Here is a 20330-nt window from a genome sequence, read left to right on the forward strand (position 1 = left end):
CCTGATCGTCAGGCCAAGGCTCATTCCCGAAGCTTGAGCTCCTCAGCGGAGGGCTCCACGATGGATAAGATCCGACGCCAGGCAGGATTCAACCTGATGGAAGCAATGATTGCAGTAGCGGTCCTTGCAATCGCCGTCTCGATCGCGCTGCCATCCCTCAGCAGACTCCACCGGTCACACCAAGTCACTGCCACCGTGCTCGAACTCGTCGCACACCTGACCTTAGCAAGGTCAACGTCCATTGCGCGGGGAAGTGCCGTTGCGATATGTCCGAGGAACTCGTTAAGCGAATGCATGACTGGCCATGACTGGACCAGCGGTTGGCTTATATACGCGGATCCCGACGGCAATCGCAGGCCGGACGATGCCAGCGACATCATCGCGTCGGCAAAACCGACGCACAGCTCAAAGCTCAGCATCCTTACCACCACGGGCCGCACGCAGGTGCGGTACGGCTCATTGGGAACCACCCTAGGGAGCAATGTGACCTTCCACATCTGCCAGGGTGGGAGCCTTGAGGCCCAAGTAATCGTCAGCATTGCCGGGCGGACCCGCTCTGTACGGCCGCAGCCACAACCATGCCCCTCATGAGAACCTGACGCGCGGACGTAACTGGGGGCTTGCACAGCCGGCCGGCCATCCCTATAATTTGCCTCCCCGCCCGAATAGCTCAGCCGGTTAGAGCACTTGACTGTTAATCAGGGGGTCGTTGGTTCGAGTCCAACTTCGGGCGCCAAATTAAAAACCCACGCTACGGCGTGGGTTTTTTTGTTTCTGAGCTGCATCCAAACGTTCTACCAGACGCAACTGCGCAGCAACGCAACTCACGCTCAGAACCAAAGGCTGCTGTCTGCGAAGGCACACTCTGAAAATGACAACAGCAGGCGGTGCAGTAATGCACCGCCTGCTGCTTGATCCACAAGCGGCTCGGTCAGCCGAAAGACAGGCCAGCTCAGTGATTACGCACCCTTCACGCCCGGCATTGATGATGCGACGAAGATGCGTAAAAAATCACCAACAATCGCTGACAGACGTTGCCGTACCACTCTCCCGGCGCTCACCTGATTGCAGAATCGACAGAGTGGCGCATTTCGTATCTGCTCTAGCTTGTTGGTTGATCGGCGTTGCTGTGATCGTGTAGGTCCTTCCATCTGCTGAAGGTGCAAGCGCTAACGTATAGCTAGTGGCAACACCGGAATCGCACTGAGGAAGTGCTGGTGGGGCACTGGTGTTGTTGTAGGACATATACGTCGTGTAGTAACGCTCCATGTACTGCGCACCACTCTGCAGGCAGCTCGTTGCAGCTGAACGCTTCGCGCGCACTACCGCCGCTTGGTAGTTATACATCGCAATGCCTGCCAGGACCGCAATCACAGCAACCACGATCATCAGCTCGATCAGTGTAAAGCCCGCAGCAGCATGCTTTTTGCCAACGGCTTTCATGCTCACATCTCCTTCAACAGTTCGCGCCAAGAGACACGAGAAGTCCGGCGCGCCTCACGGATACGCTGACACTCCACGGTTGCATTGGAAAGGTTCGTACAGATAAGTCCCGGACCGCCACCGCCACCGCCACCGCCACCGCCACCGCCAGTCAGGATATTGCCTGTCGTGCCCATTCCTCCAAGCCCAACAGATCCAGTTGCCGCCGGTGTTCCTGGCGACCCCGTGCTACCGCCTACCGACACCGTCTCGTCTGCGAATGAACCGTTACCATTTAGGTCGAAGAACGACTCGGATAAGCTCGCTCCGGTGAAAGCGTTCAACGCGTTCTGAAAGCCGGTGCCTCCTGGCAGACACGGATCGCTACTGGGAATGATGCTTGAAAAGTTCAATACATCATTGACCACCTGAGGGTCGCTGACGACACGTTCGCCAACCGGTGTGCCGGGAGGTGTTGGCGGACTAACTAAATCGATGTACCAGCCGCTACGCCCCGAGGGGAGAACGGAGGGCACTTCAAAGGCACGTACGGTACGTCCCGTATCTTCATCTGTCGCAACTGCGGCGATCGTGCGCTGTTGCAACGCACTTTTTGCGACCGCAGCAGTCGCGTCTTTTAATCCATAGAAAGTCTGAACACTTCGATCCACTACATCGCCGGTTTCCATAAATCGACCAGTACCGAAGAAGACCCACAATTGGAACGTCGCCGGATCACGGGCAACCACCGGTGACGAGGTAATTGGTTGAGCTTGGCCGGCCGGATTGGTGGCAGTGAACATCCTGACCCGGCTGCTGGCGTTACTCCATGCCGAGCGGGCTGCCGAACTGATGTCAAACTTCCACATATTCCCTAGCATGTCGCCGGCGTAAACGAAGTCGGCTGTGCCATTCCCGTCCACGTCCCGGATCGTGGGAGCCGACATCCCATTGGGAGCAGCGGCCGAGCCTACCCCTGTGTCCATCTCGGCCAAGAGAGTGCCATCACTGAGTCGATAGATCAGCAAGGCTGCGCGATTATTGGTGCTGTTAACACCATTCGGAACGATCAGTCCCATGTCGCCATTATTGAGCTTAGCAATAATTGGCTGACCAAGAATCAACCCCATGTTATTAAGCGGTGTCTCAGTCCGCTCCCACTTAACACGGGCGGCGGCGAAGGTTGAGGGATTGGTGACATCGAGCGAGTACAGCCCTTTACCCCCGCGCCCAAGCGTACCCACAAGAATGCTCGTATCGGGGGTCTGATCGCGGCGCGACAAAATAACCGGGCCATCTACGAAATAGCGATGCTCATAATCAGGCTGACTCAGCGTACTCAGATCGGAAAAATCAAGTGCTGCGGGAACGTAAGCAAACTCCTCGGTACCGTCACCCGCGTCAAAAGCATGCAGCATGCCGTCGTTGGCCCCCACATAGACGGTATTTGTTTGAGCATCGTAGACAGGCGAAGAGCCGACAATATCACCCAGCACCGTTGTGCGATTACGCAGCTCTCCCCCATTCGCAAGCTCCTGATCTCGAGCACCTGCAATGTAGGCAGCATTACTCGCGCCGCTTACTGCCGGCTCAGCACTACGTGCCAAAGGCACCAATTGGGCAGCAGTTGGAAAGGCAGCACCTGTTGATCCGTTGAAAGTGAAAATCTTGCGTCCAGATGTTGGAATACCAGCCGATGCATTCCACGTCGCCGTAGCCGACGTTCCACTGACAGTCACCGGAAAGGCGCGCAACTGACCGGACCACAAGCCGGAAATAAAACTTGCCTGAAACGATAACGTAGATGTCTCTAACCGCGTGGAATTTGCTGTCAAATTAGAGAAAGCGCCCGCTCGTTCAATAATTGAGGCAAGAGCCGATTTCAACCCTTTGGTGAATTCATCCGGATCGCTTGCAACAATAAAATCACCCCTGCCATTGATCGAGGCATGCCACAAATCGTCTACATTTTGTATACGATTACTGGCGGGAGTGGGCCAATTGATTGCCCCGCTGGTCAACCTAGGAAGATCCGTAGCAGGATTAAGCGTTCCAGCAGCACCAATAGAGATGGAATAAGTCGCCATGTGCTGCCAAAACGCGGGATCCTTAGATGACGTAGGAACGACGTTATCGAGATCTCCTCGCAGATCATTTTTCCAATAACGCATCGCTACATCTGCAAGCGTGTCGGAGGCGGTCCCACGATATGGATTTACAGGCTCGTATCTGTACGAGTCGCCTCTGGGGTTAGGAATCACCTGCCCGGAAACATTGTCTTGCTCATTAGCAACGTCGGTATAATTTGCCTTTCCGTTCCAATATCCATCCGTGGTGAGAATCGTAAAATTCTGCCGACATGCAAACTGCGCATCGCCAACCTGAGGTCCATAAGGGCCGGAAGATGAGGCGCTACTGAAATACTGACCTGCATCGGTTAAAGCGCTATGGAGAGGAGTGGCATCCGAGCCCTCCGCACCATAGAGTCGGTCGTACCAGAGCGCTCTATTGTTGTTTGCACCAGTTAACCCATTAGGATTGTCAAACAACCCCTCATTTCGCGAGACCGGTATTGGGTTTGCATGTGTAATAGGATTACCATTTTTTTCACGCCGCCAAATGGTACGAAACCCCACCCGTACAGAAGTATTCAGCTCACTGAAAGCCTGACCCGCACTGGCCTTAGCAACCTTCATTCGGGTTCTATGGTAGGAGTACCAAGTCGCAAAGTTAAGCCGCTCGGCTGCATCAGTGCGGCCAGTAGGAGTAATATTCTGACAATTCTTCCACTGCCGCCCATCCCTGCTTGAGCTGCAACCACGCCCGGAGAGCCCTTCGCGACCGTTCGTATTATTCATCAATTCACTACGGATCACCACACCATCTCGGTGAATTTGATAACGCCAGTAATTCAGACCATTTGACAGCTGAGCTTCCGTTGTGAGATCGCTTTTTGGAACGTAGAACGTCTGGGTGCTACTAGACAGATTTATCGGATTGGTGAGGAAGGAAGCATTACCATAAACCGAGTTATAATTCGTACCACCAACCATCAAAGTCCCATCCGGATTTGTCCACGGAAAATAAGAGACTGAAGGATTGTAATAAATACTGTTCCGGGTGTACGCCTTCAAATTTGCAAAATCATTTGCATCATCCGGATTTACAATGTCTAGCGGAGGCACATCATCCGGCATATATGAGTAGCTCATCGAACCCGAATCATCCAGGATGAATAGGATATTGGGAGGCACTCTTCCGCTGGACTGCAAGGGCTCTACGGGCAAGTTAACAGCGGCAACTGGGGCGGCGAGCAAAGTTGCGGCCAGCGCCATGAAAGCGCAACGCACCTGCCCTGCTGTACGGGACAGCCGATGCGAAGATGGACTGGAAGGAGTCATGGCGACGTTCCCCTACGGAACAATGAAATTGGATTGGACAATAACGCTGGCACGGCCTGCCGCCTCACTTCGCGCCGTCACGCGATACACCGGGCGTAAGCAAATATCGCTGCCTGTATAGCGAGGGTCGAGATTACATTCCAGCCACGTCTCCGACGTACCCATGTATTCGATAAAGAACTGCGGAGCCGAGGCGATCGCGCCGACACTAGTAGTTGCTGCACGCCAACCGCCGAAGCTCGCGTTTTTCCAGCGCTCCACTGCTGTCGCATCCGGCCTAGGGCAGATGCCATTGACGCAGGCGCCCCCCGCTGCAGCCGCCGCGATCGCAGCGTGCTCAGCGTTAGTGCGACTGGCGGCAAGTGCTTCGCCTTCACGCAAGGCCGCTTCAGCTGCCTGAAAACTGAGATTGCGATCCACCAGATTCGCACTCATGCGCTCTTCGAGAACCGTGCTTCGCAAGACAGCCAGTCCGAGCAACGTCATGATGAGCAGCAGGATGAGCACCACAACCAGCGAAACGCCTTGCTGACGCAATGGATAGGAGACTGACCAAGATCCGCTCATGGGGCTCTATTCCGAAGAGCGATGACCTGACTCACAGTGCGTGCTAACGCCGCATTGTCCACGCCGTCACGATCAGTTCCCGCCAACGTCAAGGTGATCCTGATTGCAGTCACCTGGCTCCAACGACCGGCAACACTCGCTGCATTGCCATAACTTGTGGTTCCGTCAACCAAATAAGTCAATGCCATGTTTTGCACCCCTTCTGCAACCTCTTGCGCTTGAACACTGGCAACCCCTCCGGTATTGATCAGGGTGGATTGATAAAGCCCCCTAGTACGCCCGTTGGTGCCGATATACCAAGCTGACGCATTCAGACGGGTAATCGTGGCATTGGGACCGAAGGTGAACAGAGAGCCGCCCAATCCCAGGCGATTGGTTGCATTTCCAGGCGAACCACCCGTGCCATGTGCAATGGAAACAGTACCTGCCGCACCTGTCATCTGAAAGATGGCTCCCAAGCGCATCACACCGCCCGTTTCGGCATTGGGGCCACATACCATCAACAAGTCGCCGGGTATCAAGCCGTGTGATGCAGTGTTGACGGTAAACGTCGCAGCAGCCGGAGCATGCGCCGTCACTACCGCTGTTGCATCCCCGGACGACAGCAGCGACAACGCGTCTGTGCCAGCAATCCGTTGACCGGCGGTTGTTGTGCCAAAACCGATCCCCGGAATCGCCGTTGACCCGTCATAGCCTTGCAGAGTTCCATTCGCAGTACCGACATTCCAGTTGGTCCACCAGCGCGTTGCCGGAGCGCTTAGCACGTTCACCATCGCCATGTTGTTGCTGCTGTTGCACGGATTTCCGCCAGCTTCTCTGATATCCCGCGCCATCAACTCGAAAGCAACACGCGCGTTCTCCTGGACACGACTTAGGCTATCGGTAGCAGCCGCAGTTCGACGGCTGGTCAGGAACAGACCGATCGCACCCAGTGTCACCAGCAATCCCAGCACCAGTGAAATCAATAGTTCAATCAGTGTGAAACCAAACACCGACTTGCGCGGAGGAAATATCGTGCTCATAACCGGGTGACCACGCTGAATTCGCGCTGCGCTGAATTATCGCTGGAACCCATCGCAGTCGCACGACTGTCGTCCCAGCGCACTGAGACAGTGCAACGCACGCCATTTGCCTCGCACTGGATGGAACCACAAGCGGTCGATCCCATACTGGACTTCAGGGCAGTGATCCAATCCCGTCGATCATTGGCCGCAAGGTTGCCACCGGCGGGAACGTTACATGTCATCGCAGCGTTGTAGGCCCCCGCACGCGCCGCAGTCAGATTGGCTCGCATCGCGTCCAGAATCGCATACGACTGAACCACCATCTGGCTACGCTCAAGGGAACTGCTGTTGTTCTGTAGCGCACGTGCCTGCATTGCAGCAATGCCCAGCATGCCGATGCCCAGGATCACAACGGAAATTAAAACCTCGATCAGGCTGACACCGACCTGACTTCGACGACTGCCTGCCGCTGACGTTCTCATCTGTCTTTTCCTCAGATCAAGGCTGGTGCATCGGACGGCGCCTGACACTGCGGGTCAGTTCCGCGGGTGATTGCTACCCGACTCCCTCCCGCAATTGCCACGATGCGTTGATTTTCCGGCGGCTGGGTAGTCGTCATGCAGATTGACACGGCTCCTGCCAACAACCTCGCACCAGTGGAATCACGCGCGAGTCCATCGGGTCGGAAAACAATCCGCGCGCTGGAGGAAGAAATCGCCGGGCTTACGCTTACCTGTAGCTGCGACCTGACTTCACTCACACGCAGGACTTCGGCACCACGCAATACGATCCAGCGCGCCCAGGTGCCGCCATTGGCGCATGTTGCGCCGTCATTGGATCTACACAAGGTCACACTGGCGTTGCTGCGCACCGCTTCAGAACGGGCGAGCTGGAGCGATGCCGATAACTCGTTTGCCGCAGCCGACAGCCGATTACTATTGATGAGCGCTGTGAAACTTGGGAAAGCGATGGCCATGACGATTGCCAAGACGATGACCGTCACCATCATTTCAATCAGCGAAAAACCTTGCTGTGCCCGGGGTGCCAGGCGCCGGATATAGGACATAGGGCAGCCTCCCCAGGCAACCAGATACATGAGCGTACAATACCCAAGCATTCACCCGGCTGCGAAAGGTGGGCGACGAACGGGCTCTGCGGGCGCACGAAAGGCGCCCCACCTATCAGATCGCGACAAGGGCATGATGTACAGCAGTTTTTCGGGGTACGCATCCTAATGACAACCGCAATCGGCGAATCCTTCCTGCAAACCCTGTGGGACTCTCGTACCCTGGCGTGCGTTTTGCTCGTGGCAGAAGCGATCGCCGTGCTTTTGAGCCTGGCACCCGGCCTGCAGACCGGCTGGATCGGTTTTGGAATCACATCATTTGCAATGCAGTGGACGGCCTTGCTGACCCTGGCGGGCCTTTACCTACTTCGCCGCCGACTTAAGCGTGCCCGTCCGATCACAGTCGCCAATGTCACCCTTGCACTCCTTCTCCTAGCAGCAGCACTAGTGCTGTTTATCGCAATGGGCGTAGTTGGAAATGCATGGTCGATGGGCACACGCCAATGGTTGAAGCTGTTGTTGCAAACCGAAGGCATCGCACTAACGGTTGGCTTGCTGGGAATATGGGCCTTCCACACTCATTGGCGCGCCAGACAGTATGCAATTCGCGCGAAACAATTCGAACTCGAAGCGCTCAAGGCGAGAATTCAACCGCACTTCCTGTTCAACACGCTCAATACAGCAACAGCACTTGTGCGCCTCAATCCTGCCAATGCCGAGCGCTTACTGATGGATCTGGCAGAACTGTTTCGAGCGACTCTGACAGGGCCGGAACTTGTGACCCTATCCAAGGAGCTCGATATCGCAAAGCACTATCTAGATATCGAGCAACTCCGCTTCGGAAAGCGTTTGAGCATCGTCTGGAAGATTCCCGATGCCATTCCCCATCTCATGGTTCCGTCTCTCTCCATCCAGCCCTTGGTTGAGAATGCAATTCGTCATGGCGTGGAACTTCGTTCCGAGGCATCTCATATAATTGTGGAACTCCGCCAAACATCGGACGCGATTGTGATCGAAATCAGCAATCCCCTCCCGCCCGATGGCAAAATAGTCCATACAGGATATCAAGTGGGACTGGCCGCCGTCCGCGCCCGCTTGCACGATCTCGACAGCAGAATTGAACTACACACCACAAAGGAGGGCAGCCATTTCCTGGCTGCCCTTCATGCCCCGCTTACAGCGATCCCCACTCGCTAAATCAAGTCACCACCCGATAACAAGGCCGGTAGTCTCCCGAAATCTTCATCCGGCGCTGCTCGACGAAGCCGCGCAGCAGTTCGTCCAGGGCCTGCATGATGTCCGGGTCGCCGTGGATTTCGAAGGGGCCGAATTCCTCGATGCGGCGCATGCCGTCTTCCTTGACGTTGCCGGCGACGATGCCGGAGAAGGCACGCCGCAGGTCGGCGGCCAGGGCAGGCGCTGGGCGGCCGTGGTGCAGGTCGAGGGCGGCCATGGCCTCGTGGCTGGGTTCGAACGGCTGCTGGTACTCGAGCGGGATGTGTACCGACCAGTTGAAGTAGTACGAATCCTTCTGTTCCTTGCGGTGCGCGCGCACCTCGTGGATGCCTTCGGCCATGCGACGCGCCACGGCAACTGGGTCGCCAACGATGATCTCGTAGCGGGAAGCGACAGCTTCGCCCAGGGTGAGCCGGATGAAGCGGTCGATCTGTTCAAAGTACGGCGCGGCAATGGTCGGGCCAGTCAGGATCAGCGGGAACGGCAGGTCGGCGTTCTCTTCGCGCAGCAGGATGCCGAGCAGGTAGAGGATTTCCTCTGCCGTGCCGACGCCGCCCGGAAACACCAGGATACCGTGGCCGATGCGGACGAAGGCTTCCAGGCGCTTCTCGATGTCCGGCATGATCACCAGGTGGTTGACGATCGGATTCGGCGACTCGGCGGCGATGATGCCCGGCTCGGTCACACCGATGTAGCGCGTGTGATGCTTGCGCTGCTTGGCGTGCGCGATGGTGGCGCCCTTCATCGGGCCCTTCATGGCGCCCGGTCCGCAGCCGGTGCAGATGTCCAGACCACGCAGGCCCAGCTCGTAGCCCACCTGTTTGGTGTAGAGGTATTCGTCGCGCGAGATGGAATGCCCACCCCAGCACACGACTAGGTTCGGGTCCGACGGCTGCAGGATGCGCGCATTGCGCAGCTGCCCGAACACCGCGTTGGTGATGCCTTCGCTGGTATCCAGATCCCCGCGCTGGGCTTCCAGCTCGATCGCCATGTAGGCCAGGTCGCGCACCACGGCGAACAGCAGTTCGGCCACACCCCGGATGATCTCGCCATCCACAAAGGCCATCGCCGGTGCGTTGCTTAGATCGATGCGGATGCCGCGATCCTGCTGATTCACCTGGATATCGAAATCCGGATATAGGTCACGCGCGGCGCGCGGGTCGTCCGACGCGCTGCCGCTGGTCAGCACGGCCAGCGCGCAGCGGCGCAACAACTCATGCATGCCACCGCTGGAGGCATCGCGCAGACGCGCAACTTCCGCCTTGGACAACACGTCCAGGCCACCGCGCGGGTAGATCCGCGCATCCACCACCGGCAGCGCCCGTGCTGCCGTACTGCTGAGTTCCATAGCTTGCTCCTGTCGTATCTCAGAACTTTAGCGTACTCACCCGCACAAAAGAAAACGGCCGGGAGAACCCGGCCGTTTCTGCAAGCTTCGAGCCACTAGCCAACTTTAGAACTGGTAGCGGAAGCCCAGCTGCAGTGCCCAGCGGGAGATGCCCTTGTCGTCGTAGATGGTTGACGGATCAGGCGTATTGAAGCGGTAAACGTATTTACCGGTAGCCGCATCGATACCGCCGTACTCAACCACGCCGCGCATACCCGGGAACGCGTACTCGTCCACACGGCCCCACTTCTTATTGAGCAGGTTTCCGACGTTCATCACGTCAAGCCAGATCTGCGCCTTGTTGCCTTCCAAGAAGCCAGGCAGCTCCTGCTCGATGTGCAGGTCGAACTGGTTTACCCACGAGTTGCGCACTGCATTGCGCTGCGCAACCTGTCCCTTATGGGACGACAAATATTCATCATTGTTGACGAAGTTCCAAAACGCAGCTTCTTCCGCTGCCGAGCCAAAGCGAACATCACCCGGACCTGCGGGGATGTACAGCAGGTCGTTCAAGCGGCTGTCGCCATTTGCATCGTTGTCAAAGGTATAGCTGTAGGGACGGCCACTACGGCCCTGGTAGATCAGGCCGACCTTGGTGGCAAAGTCGCCGAAGAAGTTGTGCTTCCACTGCAACGTTCCGAGGAAGCTATTGCGGATCTCATAAGCAGACGTCGCATTGACCTCTTCGTTGGCCTGGAACACCGCCGTATTGCCCAGCTGCGAACCGGAGGTGGAGCTTGTCAGGCCACTCACTTCGTCGGCATTGGCGAAGGTATAAGCCAGGCTCCAGGACCAATCGCTATCGTTGAACGGCTTATTCAATCCAACGGTCAGGCTCTGGCTGCCACCCTTGCTGGTAGAGCGCGCAATGATCGCATCGTTGTAGCTGCGATAACGATTGCCACGCGGGTCGACCGAAATGCCAGTCGGCTGAGTTCCGTTGACATTCCAGTTGGCGGGATTTAAGCCCGCCTGATTCCAATAGATCTGACGGCCATCCTGACCGACCGCAGTCGGTCCGGTCTGGCTGAGATTCAGCTGTTGGTAGTAAATAGCTTCTTTGACCTTCGTAACGACGCCCTCGACCGACGCCACTACACCGTACCAAGGCAACTCGGTATCGAACGCCAAGTTCGCCTTCCACACAGCAGGTTGACCCAGATCCTTGTCAACGAAGTCGACAGACTGAGTGGCGCCGTTCAACGTCCCGTTACCACGCGGCTGGTTGTTGATGTCCGGCGTAAACGCGATGCCGTTGCTATTGACCAGATTTACGCTTGAGAAGTTGTAATCGGTGTAAGCCAGACCGGTATTCGAGTAAGGATTGGACAGCCATACCGACGCCGCTGCGCCTTGGAACAGGCCAACACCGCCACGCAACTGCGTGGGACGGTCTGCATCGAAGGTGTAATTGAACCCAAAGCGCGGCTGCAGCAGCCCGTTGCCATCTATGGTTTCGTCGTTACGCACACCAAACGTGGTCGAGGCAGCTGCATTATATTGCGGCTTGTTCTTCACCATCGGCTCGTCGTAACGGACACCGAAGGTCAAGGTCAGGTTGCTGTTGACAGCCCATGTGTCCTGCAAGAATAGGCCGACATTCTTCATGCCCCACTGCGCTGCAATATCGTCGATATTTCCGCTGGTGGACTGAGAGTAACGGTAGCTAGCCGGACGATTGTTGCGATAGTCGGCAATCGAGTTGAAGTTGTACGAACCAAAGACACGCTGAGCAAACAGGTTGAAGATGTCGTTGTCTTCGTAGTCGCCACCAAACTTCAGGGTGTGATCATCCAGATACAGATTGGCAGCAAAGAACGCATTCCACGTTTCAGTACGCAGTGCATTGGCCTGTGTACTCTGCTCGGTACCGAAGTTGACGAAGTTGTTGCCGATCCGGACACCGACAGCCGGCAATTGCGAGGCAGCGTCACGCACTGCAGAATAATCGCGGTAGGAAACCTTGGCTTCGGTAGAGAATTTCTCGGTCCAGTCACTGAACAATTGAGCGGTGTAGGTTTCAAGCTCGAAATTGCGGGTGTAATGGTACGAGTTCAATGACAAGGCGGTAGCGCTGAAGCCATTGAGGTTAGCGGTCTCCTGTTCGGACTTGCCGTAACGAAACGAGGCGCGGTGCTTGTCGCTGATGTTCCAGTCGATCTTAATGCCCTTCTCTTCCGACTCAGAATCAAGTGCTGGCAGAGCCAGTGTTCCCGGGTCGAAGCCATAGACATTGCGCGAAATGTCGACGATCTCGTCAACCTGTGCCTGGCTCACGCCAACGATATTGCTGGCGCCCGAGCCGGTCGGACCGTAGCCGGATGCTCCGGTGAATACGCCTTTGCCCTTGTACTTTTCGTAGTTAGCGAAGAAAAACAGCTTGTCCTTGACAACCGGCCCCCCCAGGGTCAGGCCATAAGTGGCTTCATTGTCGAACAGCTGCGGGCGGATACCGTTTTGGTTTTTTCCGGACCAGTCGTTCTCACGATAGGTTCCATAAACTGAACCGTGAAATTCGTTGGTACCAGACTTGGTCACGGCATTAATGACGCCGCCGGTGCCACCGGTGATGGCCACATCGTAATTGGCCACGTCCACCGAGATTTCGTCGATGACGTCCATCGAGAACGGCTGGCGCGGAGTCGGCAGGCTGTTGGATTCCAGTCCGAAAGCATCGTTGGTGCTGATGCCGTCGACGCGAATCGCGTTGTAGCGCGGGTTCTGGCCGGCGATGGAGATTTCGTTGCGCGCCTTGTCGGTCTGCGCGACGCGCGGATCCAGACGCACGTAGTCCTGCAGGTTGCGGTTGATCGACGGCAGCGACTCGATTTCTTCGCGGGTCACGTTGGTGCCGGTGCCCATCTTGTTGGCGCTAAAGATCGCTGAGCCGTAGTTGCCTGCGATCGCCTGCACGGTACCGAGCGTGGCCAGATCGCCGCCCAGGGCTGCATCAACCTGATTGACCTTATCCAGGTTCAAGTACACGCCTTCACGCGTGGTGTTGCCCGCACCGGAAGCGGTAATGGTGATCGTGTACGGCCCACCCACACGCAGGCCGCGCGCGTTGTAGCGTCCGCTGGCATCGGTGGTGGCGCGGCTGACCGTGCCCGATTCGACGTGGGTGATCGTCACTTCGGCATTCGGCACCGGTTGACCGGCGCTGCTGGTCACCAGGCCAGCGACGCCGGCAGAGGTGCTCTGGGCGAACACGGGGGCGGCGGCGAGTGCGGCAACAAGGCCAAGCGTCAGCTTGGACATGCGGAGACAGCGGGGGTGGGTCATTTCGGTAGCCTCGATACAGGTTGGGCAGTGACAAAAAGGCGCAGTCAGCCCAACCGTTCCCGGGGGTGGGCTGCCGATGATCTGGGGTCCCTTGCCGCGCGGCTGGTTGCTGCCGCAACGGTTAACAACAGATTAACACGCTAAGGCCTGATTGTGACGGCGGCGTGACAAAGTTCGCGCGGTGCAACACGAACTTCGCATGTGAAGGCCTAAACGCCAGCTTGCGCAAAGTCGCGCGGCATTTGCGACTGGCGTCGCGCTATCGAGCTGGCCTGTCGCAAACCGGCAACGTTTGGCCTGAAAACGCAGCGCTGGCTATCGGCAGCCATCCCGCGCTGTGGTCGCCAGACACCGCCAGCCGCTCATGCCACGGGTCGGCGACGCGGCTTCAAAGCCCGCCAGGCATCCAACAAGCCGTCCCCATGCCACGCACCCTGCCCGCCCATCGCCAACTCGACTCAGATCGACACCGGCAGCTTGAAATAAGTGCCAAGGCCGTCCAGAAACATCTGCACCGAAATGGCCACCAGCAACATCCCCATCAGGCGCTCGATCGCGGTCAGTGCGCGATGACCGAGCAGTTTGTACAACAGCGGGGCCGAGGCCAGGATGGTGGAAGCACCGATCCAGGCGATCATCAGCGCCAGGCTCCAATCCCATAACCGGGTGGGCTCATTGCTGCCCATCAGCATCACTGCGGCCATGCCGGACGGGCCGGCCACCAGCGGGATCGCCAGCGGCACGATGAAGGGCTCGCCGTCGGGGATCTCGCCCATCAGGCCTTCCGGGCGCGGGAAGATCATGCGGATGCCGATCAGGAACAGCACGATGCCGCCGGCGATCGCCACCGATTCCTGGCGCAGATGCATCAGCTCCAGCGCGTACTTGCCGCCCCACAGGAACGCCATCAGCACGAACAGGGCGATCAGCAACTCGCGCGCGAGCACGAAGCGCTGGCGCTTGGGCGGCAGCGGCTTGAGCACACTGAGAAACACCGGAATGTTGCCCAGCGGGTCGAGGATCAGAAACAGCAGCAGTGCCGCCGACAGAATGGTCATGCGGAAGGACTCCAGATCGCGCCGCGGTGCGCGCCACCGGCCGTTGACAACAAGGTAACGCAGGCGGCGGCATAGCGCGTGGGGTCCAGCGCTTCGCTGTCTTCCTGATGGGTGAAGGCGCGCGCGCGCAAGGCGGTGCGCATCGGGCCGGGCTGCAATCCGCTGATGCGGACCGGGCCGGCGACGGTTTCGTGATGCAGGCTGGCGAGCAGGCCACGCTGTGCATGCTGGGCAGCGCCATAGGCACCCCAGTACGCCTGGCCAACACGTGCCGGGTCATCGACGACGAAGACCACCGCCGCATCGCCTTGCTGCCGCAACAGCGGCAGGCAGGCCTGGGTCAACCAGGCGCGCGCGGTGAGGTTGATATGGAGGTTGCGTGCGAAGTCGGCAGGCGCCGCGAGTTCGGCCGGGGTCAAGCCGGCGAAATCGGCGGCGCAGTGCAGCAGGCCGTGCAGGCCACCGAGCTCGGACTGCAGCCGCTGCGCGAGCGTGGCGTAGTCGTCCGGCGTGGCGCCGGCCAGATCCAGCGGATACAGCAACGGCTCCGGACCCCGCGTGGCGACCGCGTCGTAGAGGCGCTCCAGCGGGCGCAGCTTGCGGCCGAGCAACACCACGGTCGCACCGGCGGATGCGCACGCCTGCGCCGCCGCGCTCCCCAGCCCGCCGGCTGCACCGGTGATCAGCACCACGCGGCCGGCAAGTGCCGCCGCGTCGGGCCGGGCCTGCGCCAGACTCACGGCTGGTAGGCCTCGCTGACGATGCGCTTGAGCTCGCCGGCTTCGAACAGTTCCAGCGTGATGTCGCAACCGCCGATCAGCTCGCCGTGGATGAACAGCTGCGGGAAGGTCGGCCAGTTGGAATAGCGCGGCAGATTGGCGCGCACTTCGGGCTCTTCCAGCACATTGACCGTGCGCAACTGATCGGCGCCGGCAGCCACCAGGGCCTGCACGGCGCGGCTGGAAAAACCGCACATCGGAAATTGCGGGGTGCCTTTCATGAACAGCACGATCGGGTGTTGTTCGACTTCGGCCTGGATCCGTTCCATCACCGGCATTGGACTCTCCTGACTGGGAGCGGCAGGCCCGACCGCCGGGTCGGATAGACTTCCGCAAAGGCGCGCATTGTAAGCCTTCAGCGCGACCTGTCGCCGCACTCCCTTCGCTGCCCTTGCCATCATGCCGATCGAACACCTTGCACTGCCCTACTCCCGCGTCGCCCTGGAGCCGCATCTGTCTGCCGCCACATTGGAGGCGCACCACGGCGTCTGTCACCGCAGCGAGGTCGATCGGCTCAATGCGCGCATCGAAGGCAGCGAGTTCGCCGAGCTGACGCTGGAAGACATCATCGCGCAGGCGCAGGGCACGCTATTCCATCTGGCTGCGCAGGTGTGGAACCACAATTTCTATTGGCAGTGCCTGCGCCCGCGCGGCGGCGGTGAGCCGCTGGGCCGGCTGGCCGACCGCATCGCCAAATCGTTCGGCGACTTCGTGCATTTCAAGCAGGAATTCAACCGCGTCGCCCTGGGCAGCTTCGGCTCGGGCTGGGTGTGGCTGGTGCAGCGCCCGGATGGCGCACTGGCGATCGTCGCCACGCCGAATGCGTCCACGCCGCTCACCGGGCCGGACACCCCGCTGCTCACCTGCGACCTCTGGGAGCACGCCTATTACCTGGATTACCGGCAGGACCGCGCGCAGTACCTGGACGCGTTCTGGAAGCTGATCAACTGGGAGTTCGTGGCCAGCCGGTTGGGTTAGCCGCTTGCGCCGTTGCAACAGGTCAACGATCAGGTGACCTGTTGCAACAGCGTCCGGCGGCATCGCGCACTGCGTGCATCTTCGCCACGGACCTGCGCATCGGCGAGGCCAGCAGTGCCACCGATGGCTCTGCGAATCACCCTTCGCTCAAACGCGCGAGCACCGGTTCCACCTGCGCATCACGCTGCAGCGCGGCGCCTGCGTCGCTCAGGGCCTGAGCAAGCAGCTGCGGCGTCTCGGCGCGCAGTGTGGCATGGCCGACCTTGCGGCCCTCGCGCGATTGCTTGCCGTAGTCGTGCCAATGCCCACCGGGCACCGCCAAAAATGCAGTCGCGTCCGGCATCGCGCCCAGCCAGTTGAGCATGCAGGCATGCCCGCGCATCGCGGTGCTGCCGAGCGGCAGACCGAGCACGGCGCGCACATGATTTTCGAACTGTGAGGTCTCGGCACCCTCGATGGTCCAATGCCCGGAGTTGTGCACGCGCGGCGCCATCTCGTTGGCGAGCAACTGGCCATCGCGTACGAACAGTTCCAGCGCGAACACGCCGACGTAGTCCAGCCGCTCGGCGACCGCACGCGCATGCGTCTCTGCCGCAGCCTGCAAGCCGGCATCCACACGCGCCGGCGCAAGACTGGCCGAGAGCACGCCGTCCACATGCCAGTTCTCGGTCAGCGGCCAGGCGCGGAATTCGCCATCACGCCCACGCACTGCCACCACGCTGACCTCGCGCTCGAACGGCACGAAGGCCTCCACGATCAGCCCGACCTTCGCCGCCTGCGCGCCGAGCGCGTCCCACGCGGCATCGGCATCGGCCAGCGTCTTGATGCGGAACTGGCCCTTGCCGTCGTAGCCGAAGCGACGTGTCTTGAGCACGCACGGCGTGCCGACACGGGCCAATGCAGCGTCGAGCCCTGCACGGTCGTCGATGGCGGCGAACTCGGGCACCGGAATGCCGAGCTCGCGGAACAGGGTTTTTTCGCTGAGCCGGTCCTGCGCCACCGCCAACGCGGCAGCGCTGGGAAACACCGGCACCTGCGCAGCCAACTGCTGCGCGCCGGCGGCCGGCACGTTTTCGAAATCGAAGGTGATCACATCCACGTGCGCGGCGAATGCGGCAAGCGCGGCGGTGTCGTCGAAGGCGCCTGCCTGCAGCGGCGCCACCTGCCCTGCGCAGGCATCGGTGGCCGGGTCGAACACCGCAAACCGCAAGCCCAGCGGCGCGCCGGCCAACACCAGCATGCGGGCCAACTGGCCGCCACCCAGAATGCCGACCGTGGTCATTGGCGCGGGTCGTCGCTGGCCATGACATCGTCGGTCTGCCTGGCGCGGAACTGCGCCAGTGCCTGACCGATCTGCGCCTGCTCCGGCGCCAGCATCGCAGCGGCGAACAAGGCCGCATTGGCCGCGCCGGCATTGCCGATTGCAAACGTCGCCACCGGAATCCCGGCCGGCATCTGCACGATCGACAGCAACGAATCCATGCCGTTGAGCGCCTTGGACTGTACCGGCACACCGAGCACCGGCACCGCCGTCTTGGCCGCCAGCATGCCCGGCAGATGCGCCGCACCGCCGGCACCGGCAATGATCGCGCGCAGACCGCGTGCGCCAGCCTGCTCGGCATAGCTGAACAACACGTCCGGTGTGCGGTGCGCCGAGACCACCTTGACTTCGTAAGGCACGCCCAGCGCATCGAGCTTCTGAGCTGCGTGTTGCATGGTTTCCCAATCGGAACGGGAACCCATCACGATGCCGACCAGCGGCGCGGAGTGGTTGGAGGTCATGGCCCTGCCCTGCGGTAAAGACGTATTCTAGCCATCTTCCACGCAAGACAAGACTTCGATGGATCGCAAACTGCTCGACCTGCTGTGCTCGCCCGACACCCGCCAGCCGCTCTCGCTGCTCGACGGCAAGGGCCTGGAGGCACTCAACACCGCCATCGCCGGCGGAACCCTGCAGCGTGCCGACGGCACCGCGCAGACACAGCCACTGCGCGAGGCGCTGATCACGCGCGACCGCAAGCAGATCTTCCGCGTCGACGACGGCATTCCGGTGCTGCTGGCCGAAGAAGCCATCGGCACTGCACAGATCGCCGACTTCCCCGAAAAGTGAATCCTTCCGTTCGCACCACCGTGCCGGAGGCGCCACCGGCCGCGCTGGTGGAGGCCGATGTGGCGCGCGCGCTGGCCGAGGACATCGGCAGCGGCGATGTGACCGCGGCGCTGTTGCCCGATCAGCCAGACAGCGCATACCTGCTGTGCAAGCAGGACGCCGTGATCGCCGGGCGGCCGTGGTTCGACGCCACGCACCGCGCGCTCGATCCGCAGGTGCGGATCGACTGGCAGGTGCACGAAGGCCAGCACGTCGCCGCCGGCACGGTGCTGGCGCTGCTGCATGGACGCAGCCGCAGCCTGGTCAGCGCCGAGCGCACCTCGCTCAATTTCATGCAGACGCTGTCGGCCACCGCGACCGCCACCGCTGCATACGTGGCCGCCGTGGCCGGCACCGGCACGCGCATCCTGGACACGCGCAAGACGCTGCCGGGCCTGCGCGTCGCGCAGAAATACGCGGTGCGCTGCGGCGGTGGCGACAACCACCGCATCGGCCTGTTCGACACGGTGATGCTCAAGGAAAACCATATTCGCGCCGCCGGCTCGCTGAGCGCCGCCGTGCATGCCGCACGTGCGCAGCAACCGCAGTTGCCGCTGGTGGTGGAGGTGGAAACGCTGGAGCAGCTGCACGAGGCCTTGCAGGTCGGTTGCACGCGCATCCTGATCGACGATTTCGACCCGGTGATGCGTCGCGACGCGGTGCGCATCGTTGCCGCCCTGCCGCGCGAACGACGCATTCCGCTGGAAGTCTCCGGCAGCGTGGATCTGGCCGGCATTGCCGCCATTGCAGCCGATGGCGTGGATTGCATCTCCATCGGCGGGCTCACCAAGCACGTGCAGGCGGTCGATCTGTCGCTCAAACTCGGCCCGCCGCCGCGCTGATTTCACGCGTGCCCGCAGCCGGCTCTGTCAGCCTGCTGCGATTGTTCTGTGCAGGATCTGCGATGACTGTAAAACCTTGGCCGTGGCTCTGTCTGGTGTTGGCCGCATGGGGCGGCACCGCGGCCGCCGCGGAAGTCTGCGATGTGCCCCCGCGCTTCGGCACCAGCCCTGCAGCAATCGCCATCGTGCGCAGTGCCTGCAACGAGCACCGCCTGTGGCAGCACCCGTTTATCGATGCCAAGGGCCGTCTGGCAAGCCTGGGCGTGACCGAGGCCGAATCGGGCTATCTGGCCGACCACGGCGTGGTCGCCTGGCAACGCGTGGCCGGCTACTGGCGCGACAGCGGCACGCTGGCATCGATGGGCGGCCGCCCCGGCGCATCGAGTTGCGCGGCACTGGATGGCACGCGCTACACCGCCAGCGATTGCCGCGCGTTCCTGGTCGACAACCCGTGGTCGGCCGCCTTCATCTCCTGGGTGATGACGCAGGCCGGACTGAGCGGTTTCCACCGCTCTGCACGCCATCTGGATTACATCCGCAGCGCCTACAACGATGGCGCAAGCGGCCCGTACCAGTTCACCGACCCGGCGGTGGAAAAACCCGCCCCCGGCGATCTGCTGTGCCTGCTGCGCGGGCGCAGCGCTGCGCTCGGCTACGCCGGCCTCAAGGCCGGGCTTGGCGGCAGCGCGCCGATGCCGTGGCAATCGCATTGCGACGTGGTGATCGCCGCCAACGTCGGTGGCGATCGCACCCTGTACCTGATCGGCGGCAATGTGTTCAACACGGTGATGATGCGCAAGATGCCGCTGGACCGCGCCGGCCGCGTGGTGTTGCCGACGCCCCAATCTGACGGCAGCCAGGACCAGAGCGAGGACGGCATGGGCATCGCCAGCGAGTGCACGCCGGCACACGAAGAACTCTGCGATTTCAATCGACGCGACTGGGCGGCTCTGTTGAAGCTGCGCCCGGATGCGGTGATGACGGCGCCACCACCGGTCGAACCGCTGCCTTCGCCAACCACCTTACCGACCACGATGCCACCGGGTTTCCCGCGCGTGGTGCCGCCGCGTCCGGAAACACAGCCCGCGCCGACACAGCAGCCCGGGTAAGCAAGGCTCAAAGCCCCTCTCCCATCCGGAGAGGGGTTGGGGTGAGGGCA

General features: G+C 60.5%; 19 protein-coding genes and 1 tRNA gene. 7 read left to right on the forward strand and 13 right to left on the reverse strand.

Features of this window, described 5'->3' with window-relative positions; all coding sequences use genetic code 11:
• Nucleotides 1-60: 60 nt before the first annotated feature.
• Nucleotides 61-591, forward strand: coding sequence for a GspH/FimT family pseudopilin (locus tag GGR73_RS07610; RefSeq protein ID WP_184456287.1), 531 nt, complete (start codon nucleotides 61-63; stop codon nucleotides 589-591).
• 68 nt (nucleotides 592-659) lie between these two features.
• Nucleotides 660-736, forward strand: a tRNA-Asn gene (locus GGR73_RS07615).
• Between the two features lie 275 nt (nucleotides 737-1011).
• Here the strand turns inward: GGR73_RS07615 and GGR73_RS07620 are convergent.
• Genes GGR73_RS07620 through GGR73_RS07645 form a run of 6 tightly spaced genes read right to left on the reverse strand, consistent with a single transcriptional unit; the run spans nucleotide 1012 to nucleotide 7460 of the window.
• Nucleotides 1012-1443, reverse strand: coding sequence for a type IV pilin protein (locus GGR73_RS07620; RefSeq protein ID WP_104589994.1), 432 nt, complete (start codon nucleotides 1441-1443; stop codon nucleotides 1012-1014).
• A 2-nt stretch (nucleotides 1444-1445) separates the two neighbouring features.
• Complete coding sequence (locus GGR73_RS07625) at nucleotides 1446-4823, reverse strand: PilC/PilY family type IV pilus protein (RefSeq protein WP_184456289.1); 3378 nt, start codon at nucleotides 4821-4823, stop codon at nucleotides 1446-1448.
• A 12-nt stretch (nucleotides 4824-4835) separates the two neighbouring features.
• Entirely contained in the window at nucleotides 4836-5390 is a 555-nt protein-coding gene (locus tag GGR73_RS07630; protein ID WP_166770829.1) for a pilus assembly PilX family protein, read from the reverse strand.
• Complete coding sequence (locus tag GGR73_RS07635) at nucleotides 5387-6412, reverse strand: PilW family protein (protein WP_184456291.1); 1026 nt, start codon at nucleotides 6410-6412, stop codon at nucleotides 5387-5389. Before GGR73_RS07635 ends, GGR73_RS07630 begins: the two co-directional genes overlap by 4 nt.
• Entirely contained in the window at nucleotides 6409-6876 is a 468-nt protein-coding gene (gene pilV / locus GGR73_RS07640) for a type IV pilus modification protein PilV (RefSeq protein ID WP_102581434.1), read from the reverse strand. The genes GGR73_RS07635 and pilV overlap by 4 nt, the downstream gene beginning before the upstream one ends.
• Before the next feature lie 11 nt (nucleotides 6877-6887).
• Entirely contained in the window at nucleotides 6888-7460 is a 573-nt protein-coding gene (locus GGR73_RS07645) for a GspH/FimT family pseudopilin (protein ID WP_102581433.1), read from the reverse strand.
• Nucleotides 7461-7628: 168 nt separating this feature from the next.
• Here GGR73_RS07645 and GGR73_RS07650 point away from each other — a divergent pair, with 168 nt between their 5' ends.
• A complete protein-coding gene (locus GGR73_RS07650; RefSeq protein ID WP_184456293.1) occupies nucleotides 7629-8657 on the forward strand; it encodes a histidine kinase in 1029 nt (342 codons plus the stop codon).
• A gap of 1 nt (nucleotide 8658) precedes the next feature.
• Here the strand turns inward: GGR73_RS07650 and ppnN are convergent, their stop codons facing one another.
• The 5 genes from ppnN to grxD form a co-directional block, all read right to left on the reverse strand.
• The gene (gene ppnN / locus GGR73_RS07655) at nucleotides 8659-10044 is read right to left on the reverse strand and encodes a nucleotide 5'-monophosphate nucleosidase PpnN (protein ID WP_024937957.1); all 1386 of its coding nucleotides are present in this window, start codon (nucleotides 10042-10044) and stop codon (nucleotides 8659-8661) included.
• 105 nt (nucleotides 10045-10149) lie between these two features.
• Nucleotides 10150-13365: a TonB-dependent receptor gene (locus GGR73_RS07660; RefSeq protein ID WP_024937958.1), complete on the reverse strand. Its 3216-nt coding sequence runs from the start codon at nucleotides 13363-13365 to the stop codon at nucleotides 10150-10152.
• Nucleotides 13366-13823: 458 nt separating this feature from the next.
• Complete coding sequence (locus GGR73_RS07665; protein ID WP_006450537.1) at nucleotides 13824-14423, reverse strand: YhgN family NAAT transporter; 600 nt, start codon at nucleotides 14421-14423, stop codon at nucleotides 13824-13826.
• Nucleotides 14420-15163 (reverse strand): SDR family NAD(P)-dependent oxidoreductase, encoded by a 744-nt coding sequence (locus tag GGR73_RS07670; protein ID WP_167764024.1) that lies wholly within the window; start codon nucleotides 15161-15163, stop codon nucleotides 14420-14422. Before GGR73_RS07670 ends, GGR73_RS07665 begins: the two co-directional genes overlap by 4 nt.
• Entirely contained in the window at nucleotides 15160-15480 is a 321-nt protein-coding gene (gene grxD / locus GGR73_RS07675) for a Grx4 family monothiol glutaredoxin (RefSeq protein WP_006450539.1), read from the reverse strand. Before grxD ends, GGR73_RS07670 begins: the two co-directional genes overlap by 4 nt.
• A 121-nt stretch (nucleotides 15481-15601) precedes the next feature.
• On the opposite strand from grxD, the gene GGR73_RS07680 reads away from it, so the two are divergent.
• A complete protein-coding gene (locus GGR73_RS07680) occupies nucleotides 15602-16180 on the forward strand; it encodes a superoxide dismutase (RefSeq protein WP_126965975.1) in 579 nt (192 codons plus the stop codon).
• Nucleotides 16181-16316: 136 nt separating this feature from the next.
• On the opposite strand, the gene GGR73_RS07685 is transcribed toward GGR73_RS07680, so the two are convergent.
• Both GGR73_RS07685 and purE read right to left on the reverse strand, forming a co-directional pair.
• The gene (locus GGR73_RS07685; RefSeq protein ID WP_102256526.1) at nucleotides 16317-17462 is read right to left on the reverse strand and encodes a 5-(carboxyamino)imidazole ribonucleotide synthase; all 1146 of its coding nucleotides are present in this window, start codon (nucleotides 17460-17462) and stop codon (nucleotides 16317-16319) included.
• Nucleotides 17459-17962, reverse strand: coding sequence for a 5-(carboxyamino)imidazole ribonucleotide mutase (gene purE, locus GGR73_RS07690; RefSeq protein ID WP_039510673.1), 504 nt, complete (start codon nucleotides 17960-17962; stop codon nucleotides 17459-17461). Before purE ends, GGR73_RS07685 begins: the two co-directional genes overlap by 4 nt.
• 58 nt (nucleotides 17963-18020) lie before the next feature.
• Between purE and GGR73_RS07695 the strand changes: the two genes are divergently transcribed.
• From GGR73_RS07695 to GGR73_RS07705, 3 genes are all read left to right on the forward strand, one after another.
• A complete protein-coding gene (locus tag GGR73_RS07695; protein WP_024937963.1) occupies nucleotides 18021-18290 on the forward strand; it encodes a Trm112 family protein in 270 nt (89 codons plus the stop codon).
• Nucleotides 18287-19171, forward strand: coding sequence for a carboxylating nicotinate-nucleotide diphosphorylase (gene nadC, locus GGR73_RS07700; RefSeq protein ID WP_184456295.1), 885 nt, complete (start codon nucleotides 18287-18289; stop codon nucleotides 19169-19171). The genes GGR73_RS07695 and nadC overlap by 4 nt, the downstream gene beginning before the upstream one ends.
• A gap of 62 nt (nucleotides 19172-19233) precedes the next feature.
• Complete coding sequence (locus GGR73_RS07705; RefSeq protein WP_104575955.1) at nucleotides 19234-20280, forward strand: DUF2272 domain-containing protein; 1047 nt, start codon at nucleotides 19234-19236, stop codon at nucleotides 20278-20280.
• Nucleotides 20281-20330 lie beyond the last annotated feature (50 nt).

The sequence above is a fragment of the Xanthomonas sp. F14 genome (assembly GCF_014199865.1).